Raw genomic sequence first — 13,583 nt, 5'->3', positions numbered from 1 at the left:
CAATTTTTTCAGGAGGACTATTATGAAATCATTGACACCAATATTAATTGGCGTAATTGCTGATGATTTTACGGGTGGAAGCGATGCAGCGTCTTTTCTTACTCAAAGTGGTTTAAGAACGATATTATATAAAGGATTGCCAAAGGAACTACCTAAAAATTGTGATGCTGTTGTAATTGCATTAAAGACACGAAGTATTAATCCTGAGAAAGCTGTCAAAGAGTCTATTAAAGCTCTAAAGTGGCTTAAAAGTATTCATGCAAATCAAGTTTATTTTAAATATTGTTCTACATTTGATTCGAGGAAAAAGGGGAATATTGGTCCTGTGCTTGATAGTCTTATGGACTTTACAGGTCTCTCATATACAGTACTCTGTCCATCTCTACCTATAAATGGACGAACTGTAAAAGATGGAATATTATTTGTGAATGGAATACCCCTAAGTGATAGTCATATGAAAAATCATCCATTAAATCCTATGTGGAGTTCTTATATTCCAGAATTGATGAGAGATCAAAGCAAATATCCGTGCTTTGTATTATCACGAAAACAAATGAAAGAAAAATCAAAAGTAGCAAATATTATAGAAACTTATAAAAAAGAAAATGAAAGATTTTATTTAATTCCTGACTATGAATGCGATCAAGATGGCAGAAATATTGCTGAAATCTTTGGTAATCTTTATGTTTTAAGTGGTGGATCAGGCCTTCTAAAACATCTGTATGAAAATAAGCGGAATGTAAACGTAGAATATAGTGCTACTGAAACTACAGAAAATAAATCAATAATACTTTGTGGCAGTTGTTCTAGAGCAACTGCCTCTCAAATCAAATATTTTAAGGAAAAAGGAGGGGTAAGTTATCCAGTAGACTCGAAAAAACTACTGAATAATACCTTGACTGTAAATGATATATGGAGCTTTGTAGCAAATAATAAATCGAAGACTACTCTGATTTATAGTGACATGGTTGATAAAAAAGAAAATATCCTAGATAAAGGTGAAAGTTTTGCTAAGGAATCAGAACTCATTGAGAATATTATGGCAGATTTGAGTAAGCTTGCAGAAAAAAATGGCTTTAATCGTATCGTAGTAGCAGGTGGGGAAACTTCTGGTGCGGTTATGTTAAAATTAGGTTATGATGCATATTATATTGGTCGTTCTATTGACCCTGGAGTTCCTGAAATAATTCCTGTGAAAAATACTAGCTTGAGAATTGTACTAAAATCAGGGAATTTTGGTTCGGAAGATTTTTTTGAAAAGGCTGTGAAAGAAAAATGAGTATAGATGAGAAAAAAGAAGAATTAAGAGATAAGATAAATACAGCGATATGGATTGGAAAGTCACTTTTTGATAGAGGTTTTGTGACGGGTTCATCTGCTAATATGAGCTTTAGGCACGAAGATAAAATATATATAACAGGGAGCGGAACTTGTTTTGGACGTCTTACACCAGAAAGTTTCAGCTGTATTTCAATGGATGGAACTATAACAGGGATTAAACCAAGTAAAGAGTTTCCAATTCATCTCTCTCTTTATAAAAATAATAATAACATGGCAGTTATTCATACCCATAGTATGTACTGTACTATGTGGTCTTGTCTTAAAGATATAGAAAAGGATATAGATCAATTATTTTATTACACTCCATATTTAAGGATATTGACTAATAAAATAATTATCATCCCTTTTGCACCACCAGGTACTGAGGTTTTGTTTTCGTTATTTGAAGATAGAGTTGAGGATGAAGGAGTTTATTTATTAATGAATCATGGACCTGTTGTTACAAGTACTAATCTTATGGAAGCATTTTACCTGATAGAAGAGTTTGAAACCAGTGCCAAAATTGCATGGCTACTAAGGAATTCCAGGAAAGGAGTTAATGCTTTCTTGTCTAAAATAACAAAACCATAATAGTAAAAACCCTCCATAATTTCTTATTTACAACAACCCATTAAGGATTTAAAAATTTAAGCTATTTATAATATCTTTACAAAAAGTTTCGAGATTGTTATTATTGAAGCAGAGTAGATTTTTCAATTTTAGTATTTATACAACTTATAAAATTGCACAATGAGCTACAAAAAATATTACAAAATGGAGGAAAGAATATGCCTATATTAATAACAGGAGGAGCAGGTTACATAGGAAGTCATACTTGTGTAGAACTTCTAGATGCAGGATATGATATTGTTGTAGTTGACAATTTTTCCAATAGTAAACCGGAAGTTTTAAACCGTATAAAAGAAATAACAAAAAAGGATTTTAAGTTTTATGAAGTAGATATTTTAGATAAAGAAGAACTTGAAAAAGTGTTTATACAAAATAATATAGAAGCTGTTATACATTTTGCAGGACTTAAAGCAGTAGGTGAGTCTGTAGAAATTCCTCTTAAGTACTATCATAACAATGTAACTGGTACTCTTGTGTTATGTGAAGTTATGAAAAAATATGGTGTAAAGAAAATGGTATTCAGTTCATCTGCTACTGTATATGGTAAACCAAAAAGTGTACCTATAACAGAAGATTTTCCACTGAGTGCTACAAATCCCTATGGTCGTACAAAACTTATGATAGAAGAAATATTAAAGGACGTATATATTTCCGATAACGACTGGAGCATAGCACTTCTTAGATATTTTAATCCAATAGGAGCTCATGAAAGCGGAAGAATAGGAGAAGACCCCAATGGTATACCGAATAACTTAGTGCCATATATTACTCAAGTAGCAATAGGCAAGAGAGAAAAACTTAGTGTTTTTGGAAATGATTATGATACTCACGATGGTACAGGAGTAAGGGATTATATACATGTAGTAGACTTAGCTAAAGGACATTTAAAAGCTCTTGAAAAAATAATGTCTACAAAAGGCATAAATGTATATAATCTAGGGACTGGCGTAGGATATAGCGTTTTTGATATAGTGAAAAATTTTGAAAAAGTTACAGGTAAAAAGATACCTTATATTATTACGGATAGAAGACCTGGAGATATAGATAAAAGTTTTGCAGATACTACTAAAGCTTACAAAGAGCTCGGATGGAAAGCAGAGAAAAGCCTTGAGGATATGTGTAGAGATTCATGGAATTGGCAGAAGAATAATCCTAATGGATATGATGATTAAGCATGAATAAAAATAAAATATTAAGAAATAATCGAGAAATCATAAGGTAAGACTCAATTTTTTAAAATTAGCTCTAGGTTTAGGCCTAGAGTAATTTTTATGTAATCGACAGAATAAATGAAAATTTGTCAAAGGATATATATTTTTTGTAGAGAATAAAGACAATAATATGATAATTCTATTGGAAGATTGAAGCTGTGCTGTAATAATTAATATCTATTTTTCCTAAGCTGTTAAAGGAGGGTTGAAAATGTATTTATCTGAGAATGAGCCTAAATTTGTAATAAAAAAATCTTCAAATGATCAATATTATTTTGTATTAAAAGCTGGAAATGGGCAAGTTATAGCAACAAGTGAAATGTATGTTAATAAACAAGGTTGTAAAAATGGGATAGAATCGGTTAAGAAAAATGCACCAATAGCAAAAGTTATTGATTTAACTGATTAAACACTTTTATATATTTTTTATTTATAAAGCGACAGCACAACTTCAATCAACCTTTAAAAATAGAAATAAACTCTTAATATGATTAATTTGAAAGCTATAAAAATAAAATTGCTGGAAGTTGGAAAATTTATTATGCATAGGGATTAAGTATAGTTATGAATAAATAATATATTAAAAATATGAATGTAAAAGAATTAGAGAATATGATGAGTGCGATAAATATGAAATTAAAAAAAGTTAAGGAAAATGAGAAAAGACAGGTGCGATACATTTGCAAAAGTATTGTACCTATTTTTCCATTATTGCTATGTCGAAATTTGTTTATAAATTAAAATAGGAAAAATCGATTTTTAATATCTAAGAAAGGAGTATGTTTGGTGAATAAAGTTGAGGTTGCTAAATAATATAGAGAAGACATAATCAGATATATAGAACAAAATAAAAAAGTATCTGAAAATGAGATATGGGAAAAATTTTTTGATGGTAAAGATAAAAACCGTTTTATAATTGAATTAAGAATATTGGTAGATAAATCGAAAAAAGCTTATGAAAAAAGTGAAATGGAAAGTAAATATTATATTGAATTTGATGATGGATATTATTATTACAAAAAATGATGTTGTAAATATAGAAAAGTAACTTTCATTGGCGACAAGTATATTGGCTATATTTTGTACGGTATTATTGTTTATTAGTTTGAGAAAAAATATAGGACCGTTTGGATTAAAGAATGTAGCTATTTTATTTATTAAAACAACATGTCTTAGCTAAATAAAATAAGCGATAATTTATCATTTATCATTGTTATAGGAATTGGCGTTTTTGTATATTTTACATAATTTATTTTATGAGGATAGAAGAAGTATACAGTATAATGATGGCGATTAAGAGAAGATTGAAAAGGAATCTGAAAAATAATAGATAAGCTAATTTTAGGCTAACCTAAGCATTTGGATTAGCCTTTTTTTGGTCAAATACGTAAGTAAATATAGCAGAAAATTGTCGAAAATTTATTAAAGGGAATTATATATATTTGCAAAAAAAATATTATATTAAAGGAAATATGTAGAAATATTTTTAGAGTTATATTTAGTCGCTATCCAAAGGAATAAAGGGGTTAATAAATATTATTGGGGGTAGTATAATGAGTTTTGATATTTGTAAAGCAATTAAAAATAGAGAGATTATTCAATTTTATTATGATGGAGGTATAAGAATAGTAGAACCTTTTTGTTATGGAGAAAATTCAAAAGGTAATTTAGTATTAAGCGGATATCAAATAGGTGGTTATAGTTCGTCTGGAGATCCTGTAGGGTGGAGATTGTTTAGGAAAGATAGGATGCAGGATATTTCCTTAGTTGGTCGTAAATTTATTCAAATAAGACCACGGTACAATCCTAATGATAAAAGAATGAAAAAGATTATATGCAACGTTTAAAATTAAGTAACCCTTTTATTCTTAATAATAAAGCATTCATAATGGCTAATTAATAATTATTTTAAAAGTAAAATGATTAACATTTTGTTAAGGGGGATTACTATGGATAAATTAAAAGTTAAACTTGAATATTGTTATGGTATAGGCAAGTTAGAGCATGAGTTTAATCTAAAGCGAAGTAATGGTTGTATTATTTATGCTCAAAATGGAACGATGAAGACTTCATTTGCTAAAACTTTTGAGGATCTTTCTAATGGTAAGAAACCTAAGGATAGGATTTATCCAGACAGAAATACAATATGTAATGTTTTTAAAGATGATGAGGTAAAGTTGAGTGAGGATGAAATATTCGTAATTAAACCTTTTGATGAAGGGATAAGATTTAGTAAATATAATGATACATCATTACTGGTTAATAGAGAATTAAGAAATAGGTATTTGCAAATATATAAAGATATTGATGAAAAGAAAAAAGCATTACTAAAGGAATTGTCTAAAATATCCGGTATAAAAAAGAATATTGAAAAATATATATGTGAAGCATTCAAAGAAGATTTTTTTGAAACTATAGAATTTATTTATGAGCATATACAAGATTTTAATACTTCAGAGTATGAAAAATTGCCTAAATATAAGGAACTATTTGATGATAAAGCTCTCAACGATATAAAAAGTTTAACGGATATTTCATTATTAGACAAATATATAAGCAAATATAATGAGTTGCTAGAAAAATCCAAGTATTTAAAAAAAGGTGTATTTAACCATACAAATGCTGATAAAGTAGGAAATGCTCTTGATGTAAATGGGTTTTTTAGAGCGAACCATTCAATTAATCTTAAGGAGGCAAATGGTAGCATAGTTATTAATAATAAGGATGAGCTTAATAAGATAATAAATAAAGAAAAAGAAAGAATATTAAATAATGAAGAATTAAAGAAAATATTTAATGAAATTGATGCTGCATTGACAAAAAATAAAAATACTGAAAAATTAAGGGAATTACTTGAGCAAAATCCTAATGTTGCTTCTTTTTACAATGATATTGAAAATTTTAAGAAAAATATATGGTTTACTTATTTTAAGCATGCAGAAGAAAGTTTTAACCAATTAATGGATATGTATTATGCAGGTAAAAAAGATATACAAAAAATAATTAATATGGCAAAATCACAAGAAACTGAATGGAATGAAGTATTGAAAATATTTAAGAGAAGATTCTCTGTACCTTTTGACATGGAAATTAAGAATAAGAATGATGTTATTTTGAAAGAAGAGAGCCCTTCAATAGATTTTTTTTATAAAGAAAGAGATATAAAAAATGAAACTAAAATAGAAGAGGATTTATTATTGGAGTGTTTAAGCACAGGTGAAAAAAGAGCATTGTATATACTAAATATGATTTATGAATTAAAAAAAAGAGAGAAAACTGGGAAAGAAGTATTATTAATAATAGATGATATAGCAGATTCTTTTGATTATAGAAATAAATATGCAATTATTGAGTATTTAAAAGAAATAAAAGATTCAGGAAAATTTAAGATGATAATTTTAACTCATAATTTTGATTTTTATAAAACTGTAGCTGGTAGACTTGATTTTAGTCGTAGAGATGTTTATATGACATTAAGAGATGATGAAGTGATTAAAATAGTAGAAGGGCAGTATACTAACAATGTATTTAATTTTTGGAAGAAAAGTTTAGCAACCAATAATAGATATCTAATAGCATCTATACCTTTTGTTAGAAATATAATTGAATGTTTAGATGATGTTAGAAACGGAAATTCACATGAATATAATGAATTAACAAGTCTTCTTCATATTAAAGAAAGAACCTATGAGATTACTTTAGAGAATTTAGAGAATATATTTAATAGTGTATGGAGAACAGGGATAAAAATTAGTAATAAAGATAAAGATAGAAAAGTAATTGATATTATTTTTGAAGAAGCTGAAAAAATTTACAATGAAACCCGTGAAGAAGTTAATTTAGAAAATAAAATTATACTATCTATTGCTTCAAGATTATATGCTGAGATGTATATGATAAGTAAAATAAGAAATTGTAGCGATAATATAACATTTGCTGATGGAAGGCAAACTCGTAGATTAATAAAAGAATTTAAAAAGTTATACTCAAGTGCATTTGAAGATATTAAAATTTTGGAAGAGGTTAATATGATGACTGCTGAAAATATACATATTAATTCGTTTATGTATGAACCAATATTAGATATGGGAGATTTATACTTGAAAAATATTTATTCATCTATTAAGAATTTATATTTAAATACTTGTGAATTAAGTTATAGCTTATCTGCAACAGGGCAAGAAAAAACGAATGATAGATTATGATTCATATGTAAAGATATGATTAAAATTGCATATCAGACTTACAATAATAGAAGATAGTTATAAGAGCAGTAAGGTTAAAGTAGAAATTAATCATAATAAAGTTATAAATATTTATAGAAAAAAACAAGATTATAAAAAATGTTATTAAATACATTAATATGAGTTAGGGTGAATACCAATGGAAATAAAAGGTTTTAATCCTATTATTGATGAAAACTCAAAAGTTATTATTTTAGGATCATTTCCAAGTGAACAGTCATTAAAAGAGAAAAAATACTATGCAAATTCTAGAAATCAATTTTGGAGATTAATATATTCTTTATTTGATAAGAAATTAGATAATACATATGATCAAAGAATAAGATTTTTGCTGGATAATGGAATTTCAATATGGGATGTTTTTAAAAGTTGTGGAAGAGAAGGAAGCTTAGATTGTAAAATTAAGAATTATGTGCCCAATGATTTTAATTGGCTTTTGAGTAAATATTCAAATTTGAAGTATATTTTTTTTAATGGAGCTAATATTATATTTCATAAATTACCATCGTCTAGCTCTGCTTATGCTATTCCTTTTGAGCAAAAAAGAACTGAGTGGGAAATAATCATAAAATGTTTAAAAAAATTAACTAATTTAAACGAAAATGAGAAAGAAATTTTAACTCAGATTAACAAAGATTCTACAAATAGTAAAATTGATTCCATAGTTAATAAAATATTACTTAAATGCTGTACAGCTATTAAGATACAAGGAAAGAAAAAGTCATTTAAGTACTTAAGTGAAACATGGGATGATATTGAGTTATTAAGGGATAATGGAAGTAAAGTTAAAATATCTAAATCAGAAATAAAAAAAGTAGTTCAGATTATTGTTAATAATCCTAAGATATATAACTATAATACTTCTGAATTTAAAAATGAGATCAAAAGCGATATTAAAAGGCGGATATATTCACCTTTATGGGCGCTTGTTCATTTGGTAGACATAGATACTTTTACAAATATTTAACAGATGAAAATTCATTTTAAATATATTTTAACTATTAATAATAAAAACAAATTAGTTATACTGCATGTTTATGCACATATAAAGGTAAGTATTTGTTTAACCATAGTAAAAAAATAGGGATGCTATTTGTATAAAAAAGGGAGGAGTTTTACCAGACAAAAGAATGTGAAACTTGCTTAATTTGCTGCTCTTATCAATTTTCTAAATACTATCTTTTATAGATTTAACAAAATCCCAAGTTTTTAACAACAAAGTTATATCTCTATCATCTGTATATTTAAGTTCAGATACAAGTTTTTTAATTTCTTCATGGCCATTTAGTATTTCTAATATTTTTTTTTCTTCTTGAGTTTTAATAAAAGAATCTGCTTTTTCTTTTGTTTGTTCACCTATTAAATAAGAAATAGAAGTATTAAGATTTTCGGCTAATATTTTAAGTGTTTCTAGGGAAGGATTTGTCCTTCCTTTTTCTATATCATTAATATAAGAATGAGATAGGTTACAAAGTTTACCAAATTCTCTCAAACTATACCCTTTTTCTTTTCTTAACAATTCAATTTTTTTTCCTAAAGAATCCATATTATTCACCTTATTTCAAAACAATGTATTTATTATGCATATTAATTATATTAAAGTATACAAGTTAATACAAACAAATATTGTACGTAAATAAAAGACATTTAGAAAAACATATAGAAAAATTAGAATAAATGGAAATATTCAACGATATACGTAAATTTTAGACGCATATACTGCTTGCTAAATGTACGTATATAACTTACAATTGTATGTAAGTTTATTACTGAGAGGAGGTACGGAAATGATTTATACAAAAAGAAATAGAGGTAGCCCCATATTTCATGCATAAGAAAACGTTTGTCTAAAAATAAAAAATAGAGGTGAAAATCATGAAATATTGTTTTGATGAAATTATTGATAGAACAGGTACAAATTCTGTTAAGTATGATCCTGAATTTTTATCAGAAATGTTTGGTAGTAAAGATTTGTTACCAATGTGGGTTGCAGATATGGATTTTAAATGTTGTGATGCAATAATTGAAGCAATAATCAATAGAGCAAAGCATGGAATTTATGGTTATAGTGAGAGGCTTTCTTCATATTACGATTCTATTATTAATTGGAATAAAAGAAGAAATAATTGGGATATAAATAAAGATTGGATCGTATACACTCCAGGTGTTGTTCCAGCTATAAACTATATTATACAAGCCTTCTGTTTTCCAGGAGATAAAGTAATAATACAGAATCCAGTATATTATCCATTCTTGAATGCTATTTTAAATAATGGCTGTCATCCTGAATTCAATAAATTAATTTTGAAAGATAATAGATATGTCATGGATTATGATGATTTAAAGAACAAGGTCAAAGACCCTAAGGCAAAGCTACTGATATTATGTAGTCCACATAATCCTGTTGGCAGAGTATGGACTAAAGAGGAACTTACAGAATTAGGCAAAATTTGTATTGAAAATGATGTGCTTGTAGTATCTGATGAAATACATTCAGATTTAATACTGAGAGGCAATAAACATACACCATTTGCTAGTATATCTCAAGAATTTGCCCAAAACTCAATCATATGCACCGCACCAAGTAAGACATTTAATTTAGCTGGATTACAAACATCAAATATAATTATGCCAAATAAGAAGATAAGAACTATATTCTCTCAAATATTAGAGAAAAACGCTGTAATGTTTCCAAATACATTTGGAATAGTAGCTACAGAAGCAGCATACAAACATGGTGAGGAATGGTTAGAACAGCTACTTGAATATTTACAAGGTAATGTTGAATTTATTGAAAAGTATTTAGAAGAAAAGATGCCTGAAATAAAGATGATAAAACCTGAGGGGACATATTTAGCTTGGCTTGATTTTAGGGCTATTACTAATGATGAAAAGGAATTGGAGCAGAAAATGCGTAACGAAGCAAAAATAGCTCTTGATGAAGGATATATTTTTGGTGATGGTGGGCAATGTTTTGAAAGGATAAATTTTGCATGTCCAAGGTCAATACTAAAAGATGCATTAGATAGGATATATAAAGTATTCCATAATGAACAATTAAGCAAAGCAAAGACTTTATAGGTCTCTGCTTTGTGATAATTGATTACTTCAACTATATTGTTTATAGCAATGTTACAAGGAGGTCAATAATATGTCTGAGGCAAATCAAATAAAAAGTCAAGAAGATAATCTAAAAAAGGTTATTGGGTTAGGTGAAGCAATGGGTATCTCAATAGGGCAGATAATTGGGGCTGGGATAATGGCTCTGACAGGCATTGGTATAGGACTAACAGGAGGAAGTGTACCATTTGCATTTGTTTTAGCTTCATTATTAACTATTGTTACTATGATGCCTACTGCAATAATGGGGGCAACTATTCCTACGACAGGTGGTCTTTATAGATATACTAGTAGACTACTTTCACCAAGAATGGGGTTCTTTTATCTACTACTTTTTTTAATCGGTCAAGTAACACTAGCGATGTATGCTATTTCATTTGCTGAGTATATGCAGAGCTTGATTCCAAGTATTCCTTTCAAGTTAGTAGCATTAGGATTATTAACATTACTATATGTTTTTAACCTAATTGGAGTAAATGTAGCAGCGAAAATTCAAGGTATTATGGTAATAGTTCTTTGTGTATCATTATTAGCATTTATTATTGGTGGATTTCCTAAGGTAAATTTTGATGTGTTTCATGGGACAAGCCTATTTACAGGTGGAATAAGAGGTTTCTTAACAGCAACTGCACTATTATCTTTTGCAACAGGAGGGGCACAAGTGATAGCCGAGCTAGGAGGAGAAATGAAAAACCCTAGTAGGGATATCCCTCTTACAATAATAACTACAACTATAGGAGTTGGAGTATTGTATGCATTTATGTCAACTATAGCAGTAGGAGTACTTCCTATAGATCAAGTTGCTAATAAGCCTCTTACTGATGTAGCAAGAGAAGTATTGTCGAAACCTGTTTTTTTATTTTTTATAATAGGTGGGGCAATGACTGCTCTAGCAACTACACTAAATGCTACATTATCTTGGGTTACGAAGGGTATGCTTATAGCGTGTGAAGATGGATGGCTTCCAAAGAAACTAGGAGAAGTAAATGAAAAATATGGTACACCACATTGGCTATTAACCATATTTTATATAGTAGGAGCATTACCAATAATTACAGGTCTTTCACTAGAGTTTGTATCAATGTTAGGGACAGGATTAATTTTATTTACCAATATTATTCCAGTAATAGCGTCAACACAATTACCTAAAAAATATCCAGATCTATATCAAAAATCAAGATTTAAGATATCTCCAAGAGGCCTAAAAGTTTTGGCTATAATTGCAACATTATTTTTAGGTATACAAGGGTATTTCTTACTTTCAGATCTTCCTAGAAATGTTCTTATCATCGTAGCATTATATATAATAATAGCATACCTATATTGTTATATAGCTGGAAATAAAAAAGATATTACATTCATAAATGAGTTTTAAGAAGCACAAGGACAGAATTGGTGTTATTTTTACAAACAAAGGCCTTGCTTTCTTGTCTAAAATAACAAAACCATAATAGTAAAATCCCTCTACAATTTCTAATTTATGCACTAAAAGAAATCGTGGAGGGATTATTTATATCAATCATCTTGCCATAGCAAGTGAACCAAATGGATCCCATGGGTCTAATACAATTGGCTCTTGTTTATAAGCTTCTAATAATTCTTTAGAGAGATATTTCTTATTTATAACTACTTCATAATTATATTCTTCAAACCATTTATCACTCATTATAAAGAAACCTTTTTGTCCAGGTTTATCTCCCCAACTATTTTGTACCTTCCAGCGATTTGGTTTACCATTTACCAGATTAACTCCTGTAAATACCATAGCATGAGTTAATACACTTGCACCATAATCAAGTCTATCTGCTTTTGACAAAGTAAACTTAGTATTCAAAGCTCCTTCATAATCATACAAATCAGTGTCCATAATTCCTAATTCTCTATCAGACATTTTACCTACATCACAACCAAACCATACTGGCTCTCCATCGCTAAGCTGTGCTATAGCAAGTTCTTTCAATTTTTCAATTTCTAAATTTAAATAGTGAATTTGATTTCCACCTTTTACAGTTCCAAGATATTTTACTGTATAAGTTTTATTATATGGTTTGTCTTTTGTAGGAGCATTGATAATACTAATATAGTCATTTACATTTATTCCTGAATATTTTTGATAAAATTCTAATGGAGTTATATTTCTATCATAATGAAAATTATTATCTTCATCACGATATTCAAAATCAAATTTTTTAGGAGGTTCTCCTAAGAAGTGACAAAGGATAACATAAAATTCTTTCATCATTTCTTCCTTTTTTTCTCTAAGTGCATGTATTTCGTTTTTATTTGCACTCATACATCTTAATGTTTTAGCGTATTCTCTTAATTTTAAATTTAATATTCTGTTCATAACTTTTGAATCACTGCTATGAAAAGATTCTGGCATAGCATATTTAGGTATGATACCATATTTTTCTACAATTCCAGCAAACATATCCCATTGTCCGCCGTCATTCATTGGTGATTCTAAAAGCCACATTACATTTCTGTCTCTTATATCTTTATCTCTAGTTTCTATAATATTTTCTAAAAAATAGTTGGCTTTTTCAAGTTTGTCCCAAAACATTGTATAAGCTTGAGAAAGTTCAAAATCCTTGTTTTTGATATTTAATTTTTTTGAAATACTGTAGCGAATATTGTTTAATGCAGCAAACATCCAGCATCTTCCGCTTCTTTTTTGATTAGTAACTTTTCCTACGTCAATTTCTTGAGAAAAATCATAATGCATATTTGCAATAGATTCATAGTTCATAGCAGTACTGTTTATTCCACTTTTAACTATTGCATTAGCCATGATTTTATTTTGACGATTGTCTCGAAATTCTTTAGAAAAATCTTTAAGCATTTGTTCAGAAATATTTACTTTTTCATTCAATTGTAATTCACTCCTTTTAATTCTTATTGTTTGAGAAAACTGCATAATAAAATATTTTGACCTTGCAGTAATTATGCAATTTCCTCAAATCAACATGATATTTAGATACTCTAAGTTCTTCTATATTTTTTTAGTAAATCCTTCTCAAATAGTATTTTTATTGTAATTATTAGGCGCTATTTTATT

General features: G+C 28.2%; 11 protein-coding genes. 9 read left to right on the top strand and 2 right to left on the bottom strand.

Translation table 11 applies throughout. The annotated features are described in order from the left end of the window. The first annotated feature begins 22 nt into the window (after positions 1–22). The 7 genes from otnK (at position 23) to ACZ41D_RS12525 (ending at position 8,372) form a co-directional block, all read left to right on the top strand. A complete protein-coding gene (gene otnK, locus ACZ41D_RS12555; protein WP_464151759.1) occupies positions 23–1,279 on the top strand; it encodes a 3-oxo-tetronate kinase in 1,257 nt (418 codons plus the stop codon). Beyond that, the gene (locus ACZ41D_RS12550; protein WP_464151758.1) at positions 1,276–1,911 is read left to right on the top strand and encodes a class II aldolase/adducin family protein; all 636 of its coding nucleotides are present in this window, start codon (positions 1,276–1,278) and stop codon (positions 1,909–1,911) included. Before otnK ends, ACZ41D_RS12550 begins: the two co-directional genes overlap by 4 nt. Before the next feature lie 197 nt (positions 1,912–2,108). Beyond that, on the top strand, positions 2,109–3,122 hold the full coding sequence (galE, locus tag ACZ41D_RS12545) for a UDP-glucose 4-epimerase GalE (RefSeq protein WP_464151757.1): 1,014 nt from the start codon (positions 2,109–2,111) through the stop codon (positions 3,120–3,122). A gap of 250 nt (positions 3,123–3,372) precedes the next feature. Then, positions 3,373–3,570: a YegP family protein gene (locus tag ACZ41D_RS12540; RefSeq protein WP_464151756.1), complete on the top strand. Its 198-nt coding sequence runs from the start codon at positions 3,373–3,375 to the stop codon at positions 3,568–3,570. A gap of 1,144 nt (positions 3,571–4,714) precedes the next feature. Further along, positions 4,715–5,008, top strand: coding sequence for a WYL domain-containing protein (locus ACZ41D_RS12535; RefSeq protein ID WP_464151755.1), 294 nt, complete (start codon positions 4,715–4,717; stop codon positions 5,006–5,008). Positions 5,009–5,110: 102 nt separating this feature from the next. After that, positions 5,111–7,366, top strand: a complete 2,256-nt coding sequence (locus tag ACZ41D_RS12530) for a hypothetical protein (RefSeq protein ID WP_464151754.1) — start codon at positions 5,111–5,113, stop codon at positions 7,364–7,366. Between the two features lie 178 nt (positions 7,367–7,544). After that, entirely contained in the window at positions 7,545–8,372 is an 828-nt protein-coding gene (locus ACZ41D_RS12525) for a DNA-deoxyinosine glycosylase (RefSeq protein ID WP_464151753.1), read from the top strand. A gap of 201 nt (positions 8,373–8,573) precedes the next feature. On the opposite strand, the gene ACZ41D_RS12520 is transcribed toward ACZ41D_RS12525, so the two are convergent. Continuing rightward, on the bottom strand, positions 8,574–8,951 hold the full coding sequence (locus tag ACZ41D_RS12520; protein WP_464151752.1) for a helix-turn-helix domain-containing protein: 378 nt from the start codon (positions 8,949–8,951) through the stop codon (positions 8,574–8,576). Positions 8,952–9,280: 329 nt separating this feature from the next. On the opposite strand from ACZ41D_RS12520, the gene ACZ41D_RS12515 reads away from it, so the two are divergent. Both ACZ41D_RS12515 and ACZ41D_RS12510 read left to right on the top strand, forming a co-directional pair. Continuing rightward, entirely contained in the window at positions 9,281–10,486 is a 1,206-nt protein-coding gene (locus tag ACZ41D_RS12515) for a MalY/PatB family protein (RefSeq protein WP_464151751.1), read from the top strand. Between the two features lie 70 nt (positions 10,487–10,556). Next, positions 10,557–11,900, top strand: a complete 1,344-nt coding sequence (locus tag ACZ41D_RS12510; RefSeq protein ID WP_464151750.1) for an APC family permease — start codon at positions 10,557–10,559, stop codon at positions 11,898–11,900. Positions 11,901–12,044: 144 nt separating this feature from the next. On the opposite strand, the gene ACZ41D_RS12505 is transcribed toward ACZ41D_RS12510, so the two are convergent. Then, positions 12,045–13,397, bottom strand: a complete 1,353-nt coding sequence (locus ACZ41D_RS12505; RefSeq protein ID WP_464151749.1) for a C1 family peptidase — start codon at positions 13,395–13,397, stop codon at positions 12,045–12,047. Positions 13,398–13,583 lie beyond the last annotated feature (186 nt).

It is taken from the genome of Brassicibacter thermophilus (assembly GCF_055378355.1).
The sequence above is the reverse complement of the archived record's forward strand: the minus strand, read 5'-3'. Positions and strand labels throughout refer to the sequence as shown.